At 54.2% G+C, this 20070-nt stretch carries 13 protein-coding genes; 5 read left to right on the top strand and 8 right to left on the bottom strand.

The genetic code is table 11. The annotated features are described in order from the left end of the window. Positions 1-270 precede the first annotated feature (270 nt). A complete protein-coding gene (locus Pla100_RS27865; RefSeq protein ID WP_146582236.1) occupies positions 271-2085 on the bottom strand; it encodes a dockerin type I domain-containing protein in 1815 nt (604 codons plus the stop codon). 344 nt (positions 2086-2429) lie between these two features. Here Pla100_RS27865 and Pla100_RS27860 point away from each other — a divergent pair, with 344 nt between their 5' ends. The 4 genes from Pla100_RS27860 (at position 2430) to Pla100_RS27845 (ending at position 7704) form a co-directional block, all read left to right on the top strand. Then, the gene (locus Pla100_RS27860) at positions 2430-3131 is read left to right on the top strand and encodes an AP2 domain-containing protein (protein WP_146582234.1); all 702 of its coding nucleotides are present in this window, start codon (positions 2430-2432) and stop codon (positions 3129-3131) included. A gap of 120 nt (positions 3132-3251) precedes the next feature. Further along, positions 3252-5549, top strand: coding sequence for a protein kinase domain-containing protein (locus tag Pla100_RS27855; protein WP_146582232.1), 2298 nt, complete (start codon positions 3252-3254; stop codon positions 5547-5549). After that, positions 5546-6322, top strand: a complete 777-nt coding sequence (locus tag Pla100_RS27850; RefSeq protein WP_231603711.1) for an RNA polymerase sigma factor — start codon at positions 5546-5548, stop codon at positions 6320-6322. Before Pla100_RS27855 ends, Pla100_RS27850 begins: the two co-directional genes overlap by 4 nt. Next, positions 6319-7704 carry an anti-sigma factor family protein gene (locus tag Pla100_RS27845; protein ID WP_146582230.1) on the top strand — a complete coding sequence of 462 codons (1386 nt, stop codon included), beginning with the start codon at positions 6319-6321 and terminating at the stop codon, positions 7702-7704. The genes Pla100_RS27850 and Pla100_RS27845 overlap by 4 nt, the downstream gene beginning before the upstream one ends. Before the next feature lie 35 nt (positions 7705-7739). On the opposite strand, the gene Pla100_RS27840 is transcribed toward Pla100_RS27845, so the two are convergent. The 5 genes from Pla100_RS27840 to Pla100_RS27830 form a co-directional block, all read right to left on the bottom strand. Continuing rightward, the gene (locus Pla100_RS27840; RefSeq protein ID WP_146582228.1) at positions 7740-9653 is read right to left on the bottom strand and encodes a tetratricopeptide repeat protein; all 1914 of its coding nucleotides are present in this window, start codon (positions 9651-9653) and stop codon (positions 7740-7742) included. A 46-nt stretch (positions 9654-9699) separates the two neighbouring features. Then, entirely contained in the window at positions 9700-9846 is a 147-nt protein-coding gene (locus tag Pla100_RS31300; protein WP_197168296.1) for a hypothetical protein, read from the bottom strand. Between the two features lie 45 nt (positions 9847-9891). Continuing rightward, entirely contained in the window at positions 9892-13080 is a 3189-nt protein-coding gene (locus tag Pla100_RS27835) for an FG-GAP-like repeat-containing protein (RefSeq protein WP_146582226.1), read from the bottom strand. A gap of 134 nt (positions 13081-13214) precedes the next feature. Then, positions 13215-13388, bottom strand: coding sequence for a hypothetical protein (locus Pla100_RS31295; RefSeq protein WP_197168295.1), 174 nt, complete (start codon positions 13386-13388; stop codon positions 13215-13217). Between the two features lie 179 nt (positions 13389-13567). Next, positions 13568-14809 (bottom strand): DUF1559 domain-containing protein, encoded by a 1242-nt coding sequence (locus tag Pla100_RS27830; RefSeq protein WP_146582224.1) that lies wholly within the window; start codon positions 14807-14809, stop codon positions 13568-13570. A 272-nt stretch (positions 14810-15081) separates the two neighbouring features. Between Pla100_RS27830 and Pla100_RS27825 the strand changes: the two genes are divergently transcribed. Next, positions 15082-16683 (top strand): cytochrome P450, encoded by a 1602-nt coding sequence (locus tag Pla100_RS27825; RefSeq protein ID WP_146582222.1) that lies wholly within the window; start codon positions 15082-15084, stop codon positions 16681-16683. Between the two features lie 406 nt (positions 16684-17089). Here the strand turns inward: Pla100_RS27825 and Pla100_RS27820 are convergent, their stop codons facing one another. Both Pla100_RS27820 and Pla100_RS27815 read right to left on the bottom strand, forming a co-directional pair. After that, positions 17090-18559, bottom strand: coding sequence for a proton-conducting transporter transmembrane domain-containing protein (locus tag Pla100_RS27820; protein WP_146582220.1), 1470 nt, complete (start codon positions 18557-18559; stop codon positions 17090-17092). 2 nt (positions 18560-18561) lie between these two features. Next, entirely contained in the window at positions 18562-19956 is a 1395-nt protein-coding gene (locus tag Pla100_RS27815; protein WP_146582219.1) for a proton-conducting transporter transmembrane domain-containing protein, read from the bottom strand. Between the last annotated feature and the right edge of the window lie 114 nt (positions 19957-20070).

Below are 20070 nucleotides of genomic sequence, written 5' to 3'. Positions count from 1 at the left end.
TTGGGTTGGACTAAGAGTGGTCATCTGGGCCTCTGCTAGAGTGGGAAAAACAACTGGTAGCTTCCCCACAGTGGTCCAGATGACTTTTGCTTTCTTTGTTTTTGTTAAGAGAGCAACATACCAGTTGTACTTTTGCCTGTGGCATTGTTTTTTAGTAACCCGAAGCCTGAGCGAGGGATGAGTCAATATCAACGATCCCACGCTTACGCTTCGGGTTACGATCAAGACTAAATCAACAAGCGGTTCGCCAGAAACCAATCATTCAACGAGCTAGAACAAATCGACCGTCGCCATCACTTGATCCAACAGCATCATCGGATCGTCCGTTTCGTCGTCGTCGGCGAGATGAAACGGCGATCCGGCGATCAACGGTTCGCCGTTGAATCCGTCTTGAATGATTAAGAAATTGATCACTTGCAAAGCGTCCACGGGGGTCACGACTCCGTCACCGGAAACGTCAAAAAATTCGTCCCCGACTAGCGAGGTCGAGTCGACCGAAATGGATTCACCTGACGTGTTGAGTTGATTGATGATTCGCAACGCGTCGCTAGCGAGCACTTGTCCATCGCCGGTCACATCGGCGGGCAACAAGATGTTGGTGCGAGTTTCGGCCGTTCCACTGGCAAAGCCGCCGGGAAGTTCTAGATTGAAAGTTCGTGGCGTTGAACGAGAGTAAAAAAGCAGTGCATACGATTGTCCGGACACGACTTCGGCTGCGGAAATGCCGGTGCTGCCAAGAGTGCCCAAACGATTGCCACTACGGTCGATCAAGATGACCGCTTCGCTGATTTGATCGACACCGGCGGCATTGACACGTAGCGTTCCCGAACGAGTCGCACGGAATAGAAGCGCATGCGGTTGGTTATCACCAGGGATGTTGACGGAATTGGCGGTGGGACTCAGGCTCAACCTTGGCGCGGTGGCCGGATTGACGCCGTCGTCGTCAAAGATTGTCAAACGGAACGAGGTATTCGTCCCTAAATCCGCCGACGCGGAGTTGGCCAAATCCAAGGTCACCGCCTCGGTCGTCTCGTTGATATCATCGGCGACCACGTTGATGGTGATCGATGCGGTCGTTTGATTGGCGGCGAACGAAAAAGTACTCGCCGACAGACTCACATCCGCATTCGTTGAGGCAACGCCAGTCAACGAGATCGGAACTTGAATCGGCGTAGCGGACGGCTGGCTCAGCATGGCAGTGACCGTTACGGAGGAGGCCGGAGAGTCGGCATCGCCTTCATAAACGAATGCCGAGGAGTTCGTCAACGTAACGGTCGGTCGCGAATCGGGGATCAATTTCCACCCGATGTCTTGAAGAACAGCAAAGTCTAAATCCGAAAACAATTCGTTCGGGATAAAGGGTGACATGATGGTTGGATTGAATGCGAAGACCGAAGCATTGATATGCAGACCGTCAAGCGGCAAGACACCCGGCCCTGTATAAATGCGATTGGCTTCGGTTCCCGAGAATTGTCCGCCTCCGGCCTTCGCAACGAACGACGGTGCGATGCCGTGACCGAGCACGTGTGCCAACTCGTGTACCGCAAAACTGAGAAATCGGAACTGAGACTCGTCGAGCGTTTTGTCTTCGAAGTTCCAACGCTCAGTCGTTTCGTTTCGGGTATCAAAACTGATCGACGCGACGATCGGCCCAAAGTCCGTCGGCGTCGTTGCCAATGCACCCGTTTCACCACGACCGATGAGCACGTCCCGAAACGCAAAACAAGCGGCATCGGCAACGACGCAGTTAAAACTAATGTCTTGAATCCCATCGGCGAACGCCCGCGTGTCGGCACCCTTTCCCGACAAATCGCGTCCACCGGCGAATACCACAATCTCATTCTGCTGGACCGCGAACGTCGACGGAAGTTGTTCGAGCGCCCCCGTACTCGGATTGACGATCCGTCCCTGCCAAGAAAGACTCGGGGTGGACGCGGGAACTGCGGCTAAGTCATCGGAAAGTCGATCCGTTAGAATGCGGCCAGCCTCCTCCAGCAACGCCCGCCGGAAGAAGTTCGGCCCCGAAAAGAATCCAGTGTCCTTGGAATAGTCGAATTTGAAATGAACCGAGTCCGCTGCCATCATTCGGCGAGCCTGAAGAGGCTCGAAACAAAGGCTGCGACGGTTTGGCCTCGGTGCGGAACCGGGGCGAATGGCTAGAAAACGTGTTAACGGATTCATTGGGTCGACTGAGCTGCATTGTGGTTGATAATTACAGGCGGTTTTGCCCCCCGCCTACCCCTCGCATAGGTTATTCCAAGCCGAACGTGAAGTCGACGGGCAAAATCGCAGAAATCGCCGATCGCACTCTGGGCGATTGAACGGGTGAAGTCCTACCGACTTCGGTTCAGTGGGTTGTGAATTGCAGAATCCTTGAGTTTAATGATCTCCGACCAACTTCTTACCTTTTTGAACAGAAAGAATCTCGCATGTCCATCAAGACCGTTTCGAAAGGAATCACACGTCTCGAATTGGAGGACCGGAAGGGGTATCTTGTTCGCATCTCGCGAAACGGGAATCGCGTCAACAAGTATTTCTCCGATTCCGTTCACGGCGGCAAGAAAAAAGCCTTGGCCCTGGCCAAGAACACCTATCAAGAATTACTCGACCAGCTCGGCCCCGCTGAGAACGCCACGAAAGGCCGATTAACGAATCGAAATAGTACCGGAGTCGTCGGCGTTCACCTAGCGTATTCCAACGACAGCCGTTATCCCGGGTGCGAGTATTATGCGTACTGCGCGTCCTGGGTCACCGAAGAAGGAAAACGTGAAAAAGTCAGCTTCGCTTTCAACAAATATGGTGAAGAACAAGCGTTCGACCTAGCCGTCTTGGCACGGCAGCAAGAAAATAACAGTCGCGACGCGGTCGTCGCGATGTACGAGCGAACCGCCAAGGGCCGCAAAGCCAAAGCAAAGAAGACGTCAAAGACCTCGGTCAAAAAGTCGGTCAAGAAGCAGGTTAAGAAAACGGTAAAGAAAGCAGCAAAGAAAGCGGCTAGAAAACAAGCCAAAAAGTCGACACGTCCGTCGGTCAAAAAGAGCGTTCGTAAGTCGGCCAAAACAGCAGCGAAGAAGGCTGCCAAACGGCCGGCGAAAAAGAGCGTCAAAAAGAAGGCCGCTCGCAGTCGTTGATCGAAGCGTGGGATGAAACAACGAGTCCCACTCGACTCGCGAGACGAGACAATGAGTCCCACTCGATGTTCGAGGCGAGACAACGATCGTTTTTCAGATCTCTCGAAAGAAGCTGACGGTATGGCATCCCTGCTTGATACGATTTTCGCGGACGAATCGTTGGCCAACCGTTTGGCTCAACAACCGGTCGACTCACAAACGCTCACACTCGTTGGCGACGACCTGCATCTGCCCGACGCCTCCGCCGGTCTTGCCCACGCCGACGAAGGCTTCGTGGCGACACGCAAAGTCGTCGTCTTCGGACATACCGCCGCTGCGTCGGAAGATCAAAGCATCCGAGTGGACGCCGTCTCGGGCAGCGACCCGACGAGCGTCACCGCAACCAACTCGACGCCCGCCGCCGTGGTCTGTGCCGATGACGCCGAATACCGGTTGATCGGCAAGTTGGGCAGCGGCGGAACCGCCGTCGTTTACCAAGCTCACCAGCGCGCGATCGACCGCGAAGTCGCGATCAAGATGCTGCGTTCGGAATTGGCGACCGACGCATCGTCGCGTTCGCGATTCTTGACCGAAGCCCGCGTGATCGGCTCGCTGGATCACCCCAACGTGATCGCACTGCATGACTTGTGCGTCGATGAGCACGGTCAGTTGTTCTACTCGATGAAGCGGATCGACGGGACGAGTTGGAACCAACAGATCGCCGACCGAAGCGTCGAAGACAATCTGACGATCCTATTGCGAGTCGCCGACGCGATCCGCTATGCCCATTCACGAGGATTGATTCATCGTGACCTGAAACCCGAAAACGTCATGCTGGGACGATTCGGTGAGGCCCTCGTCGCCGACTGGGGGCTCGCGATTCGGGTCGAAGACACTCGCCGACATGCCAACGCGACCGGCGGAGAAGCCGGTGCCGATGGAAATCAAGCAAACGCCAACGAACGTCCGCTCGCCATGATCGGCGCGAGCACGGCGATCGGTGGCACCCCGGCGTACATGGCGCCCGAACAAGCTCTCGGAGATATCGTTGCGATCGATCATCGCACCGATGTTTATCTGCTCGGTGGCATCCTTTACCAAATCCTGACCGGTCAAACACCTCACCACGGTCGCAATTTACTCGAATGCATTCACGCGGCGGCCAACAACCGAATCGAACCGACCGATGTCGAAGGCGAACTCATTGATGCGGCCTTGAAAGCCATGGCGACCGATCCCAACGATCGTTTCACGAGCGTCGAGGAGTTCGTCGCGGCAATCAAAGACCATCGAACACATCAGGAGAGTGAACGATTGGTAAGGCGGGCGATTCGTCGCGTCTGGCCGACCGATCCGGCAAGCGTCCCGAGCGACCCCTACGAACAGTTCCGCGTCGGCGAAGCACTCTTGCACGAAGCGTTAGCACTGTGGCCGGAAAACCAGCGAGCCACCACGATGCTCGTCCGGACCCAGTTGGAGTTCGCCCGCTTCGCAGCAGACCAAGGTGACCTGGATCTTTCGATGCGTTTGTTCGAATCGGCCGGCGAAGGCGAATCCGAAGCGGCAATGCGAGTCCGTCGTGACCTGCAACGTCGTGAACGTGTCCGTGAAAGCCAAGCTAAGTACTCCGCGCTGTTTACCCAGTCGCCCGAAGCCGGATTGTTGATCCGCTGGCGTGACGGTGCCGTCATGGAAGCAAACCTGGCCTGCTTGAGTCTGCTCGGTTACGAGAAAGACGAGTTGGTCGGAAAGACCATCGCGAACCTCTCCATTTGGGCCTGTCCGGATCGGCGAAAACAGTTTATCGCCCAACTCAGCCGTGATGGTCAGGTGGACAATTTCGAAACCCAGTTTGTTCGAAAAGGGGCTTCTGCGGATTGCGATACCGCGGTGAAAATGGCCGGTGGCGAGTTGGTTCCCGGAGTGATGGACGTTCTGATCAGTTCGCGCACCGTGGAGGTGGGTGGTGAAGAGATGCTGCTGTCGACCATCCGCGACATCTCCCAACGCCGCCAAGCCGAACGGAATTTGGAACAAAGCCAGCGTCGCTTGCGAGACCTGCAACGACTCGCGGGGTTAGGAACTTGGACTTACGATCCGAACATGAAAACGGTCAGTTGGTCCGAAGAGGCCTTTCGTTTGTGTGGCCGCGACCCCCGATTGGGCGAGCCGAATTTGCAGGAGTTCCTTTCTCTGATTCATCCCGATGATCGTTCGGCGGTTATCCAAGCGATCGAGCGTGCTCTTCATTACGGAGCGTCGTATCAATTGAATTATCGTCAACGTGATGATCAGGGAAACTACCGATCGCTGTTATCGCGTGGTCGTCCGGTTCTGGACACCGACGGTCACACGATCGAAGTTTATGGAATCTTGCAGGTCGCCCCTTATAACAACACTGTTCCATCCCCCAACCACGTTGTCCGAACGAGTTCTTGAGCGTTTCCGATTCGACGATTTTGCGATACACGCAAACCGATCCTGATGTTCGGTTGATGCTGCGGGTGCGCGACGACGACGCGGGGGCTTTCGAAGAACTCGTGCGGCGCTACCAGCCACGTTTGATCCGTTTGATGCAACATTTGGCACCCCATGCGAACCTCGCCGAAGACATGGCTCAAGAAGTTTTCTTGCGTGTCTTTCGAGCACGACATTCGTACCAACCCGGTGCGAAGTTCTCGACATGGTTATTCACGATCGCCGGCAATGTCGCCCGCAATGCCAAACGCACCCAAGCCCGCCGGAAAGAGTCCAGCGAAACCGACACGACGTCGTCGGCACACGACGAAGGAGACGGTCCGATGTTGGCCGCGACGGCACTCGACGCCAGCGGTCTGATGCCGACACGGCAGATCGAAACGGATGAACGGGCTCGATTGGTACGCGCCGCCGTCGCTTCTCTCAATGAACGACAACGCATGGCGTTGATCCTGTCTCGATTCGAAAACATGAGTTATCTCGAAATCGCCGAAACGATGGGATTGACGACCAAAGCGGTCAAGTCACTGCTCAGTCGTGCGCGGGTCGGACTGAAGGAAGCCCTGCAATCGTATATCGACGAAGGCGTTTTGGAGGTCGGGTTTGAAGCCTCCGCGTCACTCCCGACACTCAGCGCGGTGATACCGGGCGTCCGTGATCGTTCGTCATCCGAACGCGATGAGGACTTCGATCAAGCTGACGAAAGAATCTCCGACGACGGAGACGTGCGATGAGCGACTTGAGCGTGATCGATGACGAACTCTTGGTCGCCTACCTCGATGGTGAATTACCACGCGATGAACGGGGGAAACTAGAGCAACGTTTGGTCAGCGATGAAAGCTTGCGTTTGCGGCTACAGTCGTTGCAGCGAGGCTGGGATTTGCTCGATCTTTTGCCTTCGCCGGTGACGACGGAGTACTCCGTTCAATCGACCTTGGAACTGGTCGTCGCCGATATCGACCGGGCTTCGAACGCTCCGTCTCCCAAGTTCCCCGCCGGGCGACTTCGTCAAGGCACTGTCGGTGCATCGTCGGAATCTACCAATCCTAGTGTTTTACAACGAACATCATGGTTCCTCATCCCGCTTGCCGCGATCACACTGTCGTTCATGGCGATGCGGGCGTGGCAATATCGGACCGCTATACGGGATGCGAACGACTTTCCGGTTGCGATCGACATCGATGCCTACACAATTGCCGACAACGAATCGCTGATCGATGATCTCATGGCGTCTCCGCGATGGCGTTCCGTCGTTGCCGAACCGATGCTTCCTGACGTGCAAGCTTTAGTCGCCACTTCGCCGACGATGCCGGAGTTAAAAACGGCTCTTGCCCAACTTCCAGACGATCAACGCCTGATGGCCTTGTCGCGGTGGGAACGATTCGAGCGTCTCGATCGGCCGACCCAAGATCAACTACGTGCCGCCGCCGAAGAAGTTTCCCAACAACCCGACGCGGCCGAGCGATTACAAACGATACGAGACTACTCCCGATGGCGAGGTCAGCTCCGATCCGAAACCGTGGCCGCGATCGAACAGGGCAGCGGCGACGAACGTCAAGCGGCTATCGAAGCGGCGATCGCCGAAACGATCACGTCGATCGGTCAGGCGACGGGCCGCAATCTGAGCGAAGAAGCCATCGAGCGAATCGATTTCACTCTCGTTCAGATTGTCAAAAGTCGCTTTAGCCACATCGATTTTAAGAACGAAGAGAAAGCCCGTGAGATCATGGGCGACCGCATGTCCAAGCTATTCGGTCCCCGGACTAACCGAATCAGTGATCCGAACATGGTCTACCGAATGATCGCCCGAGGGATCGTATTTCCCGATCCGGGACGCTCGGCTACCCCACTTGATTCACGCGAACTCGACTTGATTCATTCCATGTTGCCGGCCAAGGACGCCGAAGTCTTGCAACCCTACGTTTCGGATCCGTGGATGCGCTCGATGATCTTACAGGACTGGGCTCAGGAAACGATCCACCGTAAGCTTCGCGGCCGAACCAAACCGCCGACGTTGGCCGAACGCTACGAATCGCTGCCCGCGTCCGAACAAGAAGCCATCGACCTAATGCCCCCGGACATCGCCCGCCGCCGGCTTCTTGAGACAAGCCAATAGTGCTTTGTCCAAAATTTCGAGCGACGATAACCTTCCTACGGTGCGGTGCTGGGGTACGAACGACGAAATGAACGGATTTCTCGTAACGCTTTGCGATGGGCGTCGCCACGGGTAGGATCGCCATGATGTTCGAAGAGAACGGCGAGTTGCTCGTGAGCCAATTCCAATAGCGGGTCGATGCGCAGCGACAGCAGCAAAGCCTCGATGGATTCTTGGGTTCTGCCTGCGTTGATCAAACAAACCCCCAGCAAATAGTGGTCACCGGCAACACGACGGATTTTTGTCAGACGATCATAGTGCTGCAATGCGACGGCATTGTCTTGCTGCTGCATTGCGATTCGGGCCAGGATATCGGTCGCGTTGATAACGGCGTCACGTTGGCCAAACTCCGTTCGCATAATCGCTTTGGCGAGTTGTTCGGCTGGGCCGATCATTCCCGCATCGAAATAGTCCCGTGCCAATGCGACATCGCGGTCGGCGTCCGGTTCTCCCTCGCGATGGAGTCTTAATAAGACGGCTTGGGCTCGCTTCATATCTTGAGCAATCGTCTGTTTCTGTAGATCATTAAAATAGAAATGATGAGTAGCTAACGCCCATCGGCGATCCTTCTCCTTGGCACTCACTTCGGGCGAGTTCAAAATTGGAAAGAGTATCGTCCCTGCCGATTCACCTGCAACACTCGATTCCGCCATGCGATCAATCGGCACTCTCCGCCCTGCCAATTCGAATGATTCATGATGGACTGCAATTCGATGATCATGCAGCGCCGCATGAGTTACATTCGTAGGTCGTTTGGGCATGTGGCAACTTGAACAATCATTCCCCACTTTTTCGAGCCGAATCGCAGATTCAACGTGACAGGATTCGTCGGAATGGCATGCCAAGCAAGCACGCTGGTACTCCGCCCTCAGATCGACCAAATTTCCATGCCGATGAGGATCATGACAGGTGATGCAGGTGAGAGTCGACGATTCCTGATAGCACCGACTTGCGTGCATCTGTTCAGTGTGTCCGACGATTCGAAATCCATCAGACGTTGCTTGGCTTTGAAAATCGGTGCGATTCTCAGCGAGCAATTGGCCGGGACGATAGTCCCAAAGATCCGCCCCCTGGGCGACAACGAGAACAGCCCCTTGTAAGTGACATTGGGCGCAGATGGCTTCGGACTCATTTCTACCTAGCGATGCAGGATTAACCACAAGGTCGGCAACGTCAAATTCAGGTTCTGACTCCGGCGATGGTAAGGTCGATTCCGTGTCGCGAGACAACTTGGTTGCGCGCTCGAGTTCGCTTTGGTGTTGATAGCGATCCACATGTCCCGCGCCGGGACCGTGGCATCGTTCACATCCGATGGACGGTTCGACAATTTTGAAATGATTTGGGTTGCCGTTGTAAATCTGGACCCGTCCGGCGTGGCAATAAATACAACCAATCGTAATCTGTCGGTCAAATGATGGTCGTGTTAAGGGGTCATAGCCAGGCGAAAGGTTCCAGTTACCGCCATCGGCATACCAAGTCAACGGAGACTCGCACGCGAATGCACCGTCGCGAAAAATATAGGTATGGGCGTGCGTTCCGGATCCGAATTCAAAACTCACTTTGGCCGCCTGGTGGGCAACTGTGACTGAATCGCTGAGTCGGATCATCTCGTGATGTTCCATCACGTCGTCGGACAGCCTCACCTCGAATCGTCTGCCGGACCGTTCATCGTCCCAAGAATGTTCGACCGCGATGTTGCTTTGCTCGATAGGGCGGCCGGCACGAGCATGCGTGGTCAATGAATAAGTCGCCGCTTGTTCTCGGTGGCAGGCAACGCACGCATCAGTGCCGATTGACCCTTGGGGATAGACTCGCTCGTCATGTGGTTCTTGATCCGAACCAGCGTCTAACTTCGAAATCGATGCCGGTTCGTCAAAAGGACGATTAACCTGTATCAGTTCATGCGACACCTGCCAAGTTCCGGCATCAGACTCGGGCGTCGTCTGCCGAGCCGTTTCACGAAAGCAACCTAGCGTACAAGACGCGAAAAGAAGCAAGATCGAAGCGGAAGATCCAAGTCGAGATAAACAACGCGACGACGTGAATCGTGATTCGATCCTTGTCATTGGATCGGTTGGAAAAGTCGACCTCACGAGTCATCATCCATTGGTTTCGTTATCGAACATTAGGTCGGTGATTCCTGATACATCAGGGTGATAGGACATATGGTTGGGCTTCGCCTTCGATCAGCATGACGCGACAATTGATTCTCGCGATATTGAATGATTGTCGTGAACCCGACGGCCATTGCACGTTGACAGAATCAATACGGTTCACCTCGCCTAAGCCGACGTGAATGATACGTTCGTCGGAACAACTGTATCCGCCACCTGACGTCAGCCATTGTTTCGATTCGCCAATGGAAGTTTCAATCGCGACAATCGTACCGATCGCGGACCGCTCACTGTGTGTGCCGACAAACTCCAATTGAATCCAGTGACCTAATGAATCGGTCTCGTTCTCGATAAGATTTGCAGGCTGATCGAGGTGCGTTGCGATCAAATCAATGCGACCATCACGGTTCCAGTCCGTTTTCACAAGCCCGCGACCGACCGATTCCTGATTAAAAAAATGATCCGATGAAAAAGAATTGTTAACGTCAGCCAATCTAAATCGGCCATCCTGATTCAGAAAAAACTGAGGTCTCATTCGGAACGGCGCATTACGAAATCGCAAGTCTTCGATGTGTCCGTTGAGTGTCACGAGATCAGCATCGCCATCATTATCAGTGTCAGCTGCGACCGTACCAAAGCCTAGAACGCCCATTGAGTCGCCGTACAGTCCGCCTGGCACGACCTTATCAACAAATACACCTTGGTCGTCCTGCATATAGAGGTGGACGGGCTCGTTGAGGAAATTGGTAACGTGCAAATCGAGTTGGCCATTGTTGTCAAAATCTGCTGCCGCAATTCCCATTGAAGCGCCACTGCCCCCGCGGGCTGAATACGCACATCCTTTCAATTTCGCCAGATCCTTCCAGGTACCGTCTTGAAATTGCCAAAAGCTATTAGGGCGTGTGTCATTGGCAATGAAGATCTCGTTGTGATTCGTTCTTGAATCAACGTTCCCAACCAGAATACCAAGTCCGGGGGCCGATGCTGATTCGTCGCTTAGATTGCTTTCTATCCATTTGCCGTCGTCGGATTGAATGAGCAACCGGTCTTTCGCCGGTCGAAAGTCTTCGGGACCGGGGAAATACGAAAGCCGGCCGTTTGGTCCGGTCGTGGGGCGTTCGTGAACTCGTTCGTCATCGATATAATTAACTTCAAAAACATCAGGCAGGCCGTCTCCGTCCAAATCCGCGACCGCCATTGATGACGTCCAAAACTTTGCTTCCCATACTTTTGCTAACGCCGGTTCGATAAACGTTCCGTCACCCTGGTTGATAAACAGAACGTTGCGTCCGAAATTAGCAACCAAGATATCGTCGAATCCATCTTGATTGATATCACCGACCGCAACACCCAAACCATAGCCTCGATCCCCAACTCCGGAACTCATCGTCACATCGGCGAATCGCCCCTGAATCTGAGCAAAGAACTGATTCGGGAAAACGCCTGAATTCTCGAGCGGTGCCCCCGCGCTTTGGGCGAAATACAAATCAATGCTTCCATCCCGATCGTAGTCAAGCACTCCCACACCACCTCCGAACTGTTCATAAAGTTGAAAATCAAGATCTCGGACCGGTTCGCTATTTCGATATCTAAAATGCAGCCCCACCTCTTCTTGACGCATTCGCCATTTCCCGCTCTCCACCGACTGTTGACGGCGCGCGGGATCTGACGACTGGCGAATGTTGATCTCATTAACGTCGTGCTTTTGTTTGATTTTGGTTAATATGTCATCGCGAATTCGGGAAAGGTCAGACGGCATTGGCATACCGCACAGAATCTCGCTCGGCTGAGCAAACCCCTTATCCAAAGCAACCAAGTTTTGATGTGTTGTTTTCAGATCATTGACGGCTTCCACTGTTTCCTGACTTTGATTCGCCTCGATGCGAGAAGAGATCGCAATCATTTGCCAAGCATTGGCTTCAAGTGGACGATCCAATTGAACCAAGGACTCGGACAATCGGACAATCGCATCGGTCGATAAGATTCCCTTTTCGGAAATCTCATTACTTGCCAAGATCGAGCGTTTGATCCACGTCGCGCGATCCTGAAATGACTGTTCTCTCTTTGATTCCTTCAATTGATTCATCACATTTTGAAGCAATCCGTGGGCAACCCAATCGGTGGGATCCAAGAGCAAACACTGTCCCAGCATCGCAGCGGTTGCCTGAGGATTTTCGTTGCCACCGACGACGAAGCTCCACATTCCCAATGCAAACCAATGCTCTGCAAAACGCTCTTGATGATCTTCGACGAGTGAACACCAAAAGGCAATTCCCTCTGGATCTTGCAGCTCTACGACGAGACGACCGAGCAGCGCTATGGTCGCTGGGTCTAAGATGACAGGGGACTCAGCCTTGGTCGCGGATGCATTGATGCGTTCAACGATTTCTTGCCTCAGTAACCGGTAGGCGGCGCGAAGATCATTTCCCGTAGCAAGTTCGCGGGCGCGACCAAGTAGACCGATCGACTGAGCATTTCGATCAAGTGCAGCGAGATCGGTAGTCGACAACGGCTGAGTGTATGACGCATCTCGTAAACATAGAAGCGATGCCAGTTCTTGTTCCGTGATGTCACCCAATCGCAGCAACACCTGCAGGTGTTGGATCGCCGATTGCCGATTGCCCAAACGATTGTAAAGAAATGCAAGCTGGCGGTGGGCGACCGCCATCTGTGGCTCGGCCTCGACGATGCGTTCGTATCGGTCGATCGCCTCATCAAAACGACCTAGTTTCGTTAACAAATCAGCCGAGTGACCGATCGCGATTAAACCGAGCCTTGGGTCATGCTCGGGTATCTCCTTAAGAATTTCAACCGCTCCGTCGGTACGTCCATCTGCGTCTTCGATTCGCGCAGCCCAAAACAACAGTTCATAGTTGTTGGGCTGATCGATCAATTGCGGCCTCAGGTAATCTCTTGCCTCGTCGAGTTTCCCAGCCGTTACAAGGCTTGCTAGTCGCTGAAGCTGAAATGTTGATCCGACTTCAGCGACCGCACGATTTTCTGACTTTGATTCCGGTTGAACCGATTCGAGAGTTTTAGCTTCCGATTGATATACTGCCGGCGGACGCTGGTCATCTTGCAAGACATCCTGTGAGTCGCGACGGCAACCAAGCATCGAACAAATGACCAAAACGCCGACGCCAAATTTCATTGGATTGACGTTCTGGCACATCTTGTACTGATTTGCAAAATCAAAGCGAATCAACTGACGAAACCCGGTCATTGACTCGCTCAAGGATCTATGGGAACCGAACTTAGAGCCTATCCGAAAAGGGGTCTGACCCTTTGGAGGTGAGTCGATTTAGGCTGCGTTTTTGGCCTCGCCGGAGAGGGTCAGACCCCTTTTCGGATAGGTTCTTATTGTGAATTCGCCATATTCGCGTATTCTTCAGGGTGCTCCTCGGCTGCTTGAGCAGTTAAATCAACCGGCTCGGCATCGGCGGGTTGTACGACGGAGGCTTCTCGTCCACAACCAGCTTGGCTCATGACGATCAGGCCAAAACAGACGACAATCAACAGACAGTTCTTCATGTGTTTCAATTTCAATTTTGGAAAAACGTTAAAGCGTTAAAACGCTAGAATTCGTAGCTGGTAAATACTGTAGTTACCGATGTGAGTGGAAGCTGACCACTGAAGAGTTCACCGGCTTCCCCGGCGGAGGCAGAAGTCTTGCGACTCCGCCTCAACCGGGCTTCATTCATTCGATCAGATTAAAACTCAGAACCGATGACTTCTTTGCTCGCGCGCGTACCGAGCGAACCCCAAAGCCCATAGGGACTTTGCTGCCCGGCCACCATCGTCTCGTTTCGCTGGTTTCCTGCTTCGATCGAATCCGTAATGAATTTCACGGCACCGTCCCCCATTAATACGTGAGCACCACCTTGGTGACGGCTGCTCGCGGTGATCGCGCCTCCATTTTCAGCCCAGCGGTTGCCGCAGTAAGGTGAATTCGGAGGCGCATTGGTGGTAAATCCGCTTGACGCATTCCTTGCCCAGGCCCACATCATGCCTCGGTTCGCATTGCTGTTGGCACCTTCAATCGCGCCACCGGCTTCTTCGCCAGTAGGGACCGTACAACCGGTTCCTGTTAAACACCAAAACAGAGGTCGTGCGGGATCGATGTGCCCCAAATTTTTGCAGACAGTGATTCCGCCGTCCCCAGTGTGGAATGTTTGCGTTCGATTGACCCGCGTTCGATTATCGCTGTCCCCGAGGTCAGTGGCGATCTCACCCATCATGATTGTGTTGGCCAATCCATCAAGAATGTCCCGAAATTTCTGATCGACACGATGGACAAACACGCCGCGAGCCCAGCGTTGCTGCGTTTGTTTTCCGCCCGATGTGACATCGAAGGGACTCCCACCCGCGTTGCTCCAACGAATGGGATTCTGAAACATCGAGTCAAAACCATCTCCCATGCAAGCGGCATAGTTCGTTCTCCCGAGGGCCGGAAGTCCTACTCCCGGATCGGAAGGACATCGCAGTGACGGGATGTCCGTCGCCCACGGGATGTATTGACCCTGGGTAGCTCGCGGCCCCATCGCAACCCATGGATTCGCTGGCGTTCCGATTGCTGCCCCAGCATTGCCATCAACTCGAGACGGGTTCGGATTGCTAATCGACTCCCACAACGCCTGTTGCTCGAAGAACGGTGTTAAGCCAACCAGCATGCTCAACGAACCCGAGTTATTGGTGTCCACGTGGGTCCATGCATCCATCGCGGCATCATTCCACGTGCCAGTAGCATGCCTCGGCAATTGATCGTAGGCGGCGTGGTAGTTGTGAATCGCCAACCCAATTTGCTTAAAATTGTTGCTGCAACTCATCCGACGGGCTGCCTCGCGGGCGGCCTGGACGGCGGGCAAAAGTAGCCCCACCAGAACTCCAATAATGGCAATCACGACGAGCAACTCGACAAGAGTAAACCCGCCACGGCCTATTCGATTCTTCATTGTTATGAACCCGATACGAAAAATTTGGAAAGGGAAATGAGGTGGTAACGCCTACGGATCTGACTAGTGTACATTCGGCCACAATCCCCGTTTGAACGCCGCCTGCGTTTTTCGTGGATAACGGTTTTGAATATCGGCTACCGCTCCATAGACTAGCGTTGACGCGGCACGAAGTCAACTTATCTCCCCTTGCATTGATGCGAATCGAACGGCCTGAGATCTTGCCGCCTCATCCTTTATTGTCGTCCCATCCTCCATTTCGGAACGCGGCTATGCTTACCGACGCTGACACTTCGCCGAAACAAGCAACCATCAAAGACACGAGTTGGGTCGGGCGACTGGGCCAACAGATCAGCCGAACCAATCCGTTCGGTGGGGATTGTCAGCCCAGTCGCGTGCCGGTGCTGTTTCAATCCGGTCGGCCCTGTTTGCCTTTTCCCCACCCTTGGAATTACCACCATCCCATTGAGATTCTCGAAACCTATTTCCATGGGGCCGACGACGAAGACGGAGCGGGGCGTCATAACCGCTATCTGGATGTCCCAGGATTTCCGCCGGTGCTGGTCAGCCGCGATCCCGGCGTGATCCGAGCGATCCTGACGGCCACCGGTGACCGCGATGGACAATTTGATCGCGATCCGTTGCCGTCAACCGGAATCGCGCGGGCCACCGGCGAGGACACGCTGCTGTTCGGTAATGGCTCGTCGTGGCGACGTCAACGCAAAGCATCGGCATCACCGTTTGGAAAGACTGCTTTATTCCAAGTCGAGGTCTTCGGCGAATTTGAACACACCTTTCGATCCACCGTGCGAGAGCGTTTGGTGGCCCTCCGAAATCACTTGAGCGGTACCGGAACGACTCGCGTGCAATTGGCGATGGAACCGGAAATCCAGGCTCTGATGCTCGAAATGCTGGTTCGTTGTTTCTTTGGAACTTCGATCGAATATGCCGCGTTGCGGGACGTCTACGTTCCGTCGCTACAACGAATCATTGACCATATCGTACGTGACACGGTCATCAATCAAGTCGGATTGAGACGCTCGTGGTTGGCCCCATTTAGCCAACGTTATGCTCAAGCCAATCGCGATTTCGAAACATTTGAGGAACTGACCGACCTAGTCTTGGCGGCCCGCCAAACCAACAGTGGCATGTGGAAAAAGTTCAACGTGGAAGCTCCTGATGCGGCGCTGCGTAGCAACATCAAAGTGTTTCTTGCGGGTGCATTGGAAGCAACCACCTCGTATGCCACCTGGGCGATCTCTCACCTGGCGAGAAACCAGTCGTGGCAAGAGCGTGTGTACGAGGAAGTCAGTCTGATCGATGAGTTCACACCTGCCCGACTGATCGGAGCCAAAAACCTAAACGCGGTGCTCGAAGAAACTTTGCGGCTGACGCCGTCGCTTTACTTTCTGCCGCGGCGGGCGAACGGCACAACACGCGTCGAGACCGCCGACGGGCGCACGATGGATATTCCGGCAAAAACCCATGTGCTGTTGGACATCTGGCATGCCAATCGTCATCCCGATCACTGGGGCGAACAACCGACGGGATACTCGGCAACGGTCTTTGAACCTCAGCGATGGCAGACCATTGCGGACAACAAAGAGAAATCCAAAGATTTTTTGCACTTCGGCTTTGGCCACGGCTCGCGAGTTTGTCCGGGCAAACATCTCGGGCAGTTGGAAGTCGCCTTGGTCGTCGGTGCCTTTGTCAAAATGTTTCGCTTTTCCGCCGTTCGTCAGGATTACGAAGTCAAAGCGGGGGTTTCCACCAAGCCCGCCGATGGAACGATGTTGGAACTGGAACTAAGAGCACCTTCGGCTGGCATGCCTTCGACTCCACCGCCTCCGGCGACCTGCCCCGTCCCGCACTGACAAAGTGTTTGGAATTAACTTCCTGAGTTGCTAACACGCCGCTATCGGCTTGTTGATTTAGCCTCCATCGTAACCCGACGCACTACGGCGTGTTGATTTAATCGTAACCCGAAGCGTGAGCGAGGGATTCATCGCCATTAAGTCCTTTGTAAATATCCCTCGCTCACGCTTCGGGTTTTGATGAGGACTAAATCAACAGACCGATTAGCGAGGGATATTTACAGAAAACTCAATGGCGTTCGATCCCTCGCTTACGCATTCTGAAGTTTGCGCTTTTTTTAGTAACCCGCTGCGTAAGCGAGGGATCATTGATATGGACTCATCCCTCGCTTACGCAGCGGGTTACGATCAAATCAACAGCACCCTGCACGTTCGGCTCACCCCAAAACTAAAATTTGACGCTCCATTATTGGGCCGCTTCATTGAGATGGTCCCCATCGCCGTGGTGGTGTTGGCTCTCGCGGTGTTGAACAACTTCCTCTGGGAAATTGCGTTTTCGCTGCTCGGTTAGTTCATGAGCGGCATGGTACCGCGAAGCCACGCCTGGCTGTGGATACAAACCGCCGCCGAGAATTAGCAAGGTCAAGACCAAGACCGCAATCCGTTCGACCGGCCGCGCGTGCATCGGCACCAGCGAACGATTCGAAACGCCGGTAAAAATTCGAAAGTACGCCATCAAAACCGTGATGCCGCAAAACGCCGCCGCGATCACAACCATCGTTCCGACGAGCGGATACACGTCGACCGCACCTTCGATCAGTAGCTCCATTCCAACGAAACCGATCGTAGCGGGAAACCCGATCGCTCCGAGTCCTGTCAAGAGAAAGAACCCGGCCAAACTGGGCATCTGCCGATAGAGTCCGTGAAAATCAAGGAGCGAGATCCTCGAGATTCTTGCTTCGATGCACCGCAACGTAATTCCAAAACCGGTCAACGACATCCCGACCGACAACCACAGACAAAGTGCCCCGGTCAATCCGATCGGCGTGACCAGCTCCAGTCCAACCAACACGAGCGAAGACTGGCTGAGCAGCAGAAAGCAAAACATTCGCCGGGCCTCGGATTGCACGATTGCCATCGCACCGGCGTAGACCGCAGTCGTTAATGACAGTACCGCGATGCTTTGCAATGCCCACGATGGCGCGATCGGCAAGACCAATCGCATCACGGCATACGCGCCGACCAACGGCGTTGTATAGAGAATGGCGGTTCCGAAGGTCGCTTTCTCGAACAAGTCGGTCATCCACAGGTGCAACGGAAAGATACCGCTGCGAATCAAGGCTGCCCCGGTTAACAGCGCCCCGGGAATCAACACGGCCGACTTGTCGTTAGGATCAATCATCGACAGCAAGGCGTATCCGACAATCAACAGACCGGCGAACAACGACATGTGAAGTGCATAAATGCGAGTGCATCGCTGGCGAGCCTTCAATTCCAAATAAGGAGGCACCGTGGAACAAATCAACAATGCGACGAGCGCCCACGACGCACGACAATTGAACGTCGCCAATACGAGTGTTTCTGAAACCAACGCAAGCTTGAGCGAGAACCGCGGTGCTTTGGTTCGCAGCGTCGACATCACCGTCACCAGAAAAATCAAGGCAGCCAGCGGCAATTGAAACGCACTCAACTCATCAACTACAAATACATCGGGTGGGAAAATCCAATCAACGAACGGCCAATGATCATGGGCTTCGAACGCCCCCATTAACACGAAGTCAATTAACTCACCCACGGTCAAGACGAGGGTCAAGCCGCAAATCGCGATCGCGTGTTTCAATACGTACGGTTGGTTACCGATCAGATGCAACCACACCGCACCGAGCAACGGGACAAGGATCGAGGTTTCAATCCAGGGAAAATGAAGTTCGCTCATGTTTAAGCTGCGTCTCTCAATTCTTCGGGATGCGCGTCAATGAAATCGGATTCCCGAGAAGGTTCATGGGACAGACGATCGGTGATGCGACGCTCGATCCGATCGAACCAACCGAATAGATTTGCAAACGGAATCGACACCCATTTGTCCAGTGCGATGTCCATAAATCCACGATCGAAACCAAATCGATAGCACCACTGCTGAACGCTCGATGGCAGGTAACTTGCTCCGGCCCACGCTTCGTGAACGAGACGACCTCCCATCTTGTTTTCCAAATCGCTGTAGTCTTTGAGCAGCGTCGGGGCTCGCAGAAGCTGCATCGTTCGCAGCGAAGCGTGCCCCATGATGTGAATCAATGCTAAATAACGAAGCCCCAATCCAATCTCGACGACGATGATGCCGACTTGGGTCAGTGAAGCGTAGGCGAGCGAAACCTTCACGTCGCTCTGAACCCGTGACATTAACGCACCACAAATTGCCGACACCGCCCCCAAGGCGACGATCATAACCTGAAGCGTTAGCGACGCTTCGATCAACGGACTCAGTCGCAACAACAGATAGGCACCCAAGTGAACGGACAACGCACCGTAAAAGATCGCACTCGAAGGCGTCGGCCCTTCCATCGCTCGGGGTAACCAGCCGCTGAACGGAAACAACGCCGACTTGCCCGCCGCGCCGATCAGCAACAACGTTCCAACCAAAAGCGCCTGCCCCGGTGTCACGGCGGCGGTGCCTTCCGGCCAAATCCCGGAACTCATCAAACCACCGAAATCTCCTTCACCGACCATATGGTGCATGGTGATTGCGGCAATCAACAAAGCGGCATCAGACAAACGATAAATCGACCAAACCCGCTGTCCGTTTCGAACCGGATTCTCGCGTTCATGGAAGTACGCGACCAGCAACGCGGACGACAAACCCACCATCTCCCAACCTACGAAAAGGGTTTCGATCGTTCCCGCCAACGATGACAAAACCATTCCAGAAAAAAACATCGCATAAAACAAAAAGAATCTCGCGTATCCATCCTCGCGATGCAGGTAACGCCGGGTGAACTCACCGACGACACCGCACAGGACGCACGAGAGCATTAAGAACGGAATGCTGAGTCGATCGAAAACAAATTTCAAATGGAAATGAAACTGCTGTTCCGGAATCGTGACCCAATTCCCCAATTCGATCGGAACGTTGCGAATGCCCGTCGCCAACATGATGATCAGTATCCCAATTGCGGGAAGCAATGAGAACAGAACTGCGGCTTGCGTCCATCGCGAAATCGACGCCTCGCCGAGGGGACGCTGGAACATCGCGGTGCCGCCCAATACCGCAAGAAGCAACAACGGACTCGCGACGACCGCCGTGCCGAGTAGTTGAAGGATGGTATCGGTGCTGGTCATTCGGTTTAGGTTTAAATTTGGAGGTTTACGTAAGCGCTCGGAAATAACTTCCTGATTTCTTAACCCGACGCGTCAGCGAGGGATCGAGTTCAACGGCGCATCCCTCGCTGACGC

Origin of the sequence: Neorhodopirellula pilleata (assembly GCF_007859915.1) — a bacterium.
Lineage (GTDB): Bacteria > Planctomycetota > Planctomycetia > Pirellulales > Pirellulaceae > Rhodopirellula > Rhodopirellula pilleata.
Note: the sequence above shows the minus strand (reverse complement) of the source record. Positions and strands in the feature narration are given on the sequence as shown.

Coding starts and splice junctions, on each gene's coding strand:
- Pla100_RS27865 (WP_146582236.1), bottom strand. CDS start 2,085: ATGATGGCAGCGGACTCGGTTCATTTCAAATTCGACTATTCCAAGGAC.
- Pla100_RS27860 (WP_146582234.1), top strand. CDS start 2,430: ATGTCCATCAAGACCGTTTCGAAAGGAATCACACGTCTCGAATTGGAG.
- Pla100_RS27855 (WP_146582232.1), top strand. CDS start 3,252: ATGGCATCCCTGCTTGATACGATTTTCGCGGACGAATCGTTGGCCAAC.
- Pla100_RS27845 (WP_146582230.1), top strand. CDS start 6,319: ATGAGCGACTTGAGCGTGATCGATGACGAACTCTTGGTCGCCTACCTC.
- Pla100_RS31300 (WP_197168296.1), bottom strand. CDS start 9,846: ATGATGACTCGTGAGGTCGACTTTTCCAACCGATCCAATGACAAGGAT.
- Pla100_RS27835 (WP_146582226.1), bottom strand. CDS start 13,080: ATGACCGGGTTTCGTCAGTTGATTCGCTTTGATTTTGCAAATCAGTAC.
- Pla100_RS31295 (WP_197168295.1), bottom strand. CDS start 13,388: ATGAAGAACTGTCTGTTGATTGTCGTCTGTTTTGGCCTGATCGTCATG.
- Pla100_RS27830 (WP_146582224.1), bottom strand. CDS start 14,809: ATGAAGAATCGAATAGGCCGTGGCGGGTTTACTCTTGTCGAGTTGCTC.
- Pla100_RS27825 (WP_146582222.1), top strand. CDS start 15,082: ATGCTTACCGACGCTGACACTTCGCCGAAACAAGCAACCATCAAAGAC.
- Pla100_RS27820 (WP_146582220.1), bottom strand. CDS start 18,559: ATGAGCGAACTTCATTTTCCCTGGATTGAAACCTCGATCCTTGTCCCG.
- Pla100_RS27815 (WP_146582219.1), bottom strand. CDS start 19,956: ATGACCAGCACCGATACCATCCTTCAACTACTCGGCACGGCGGTCGTC.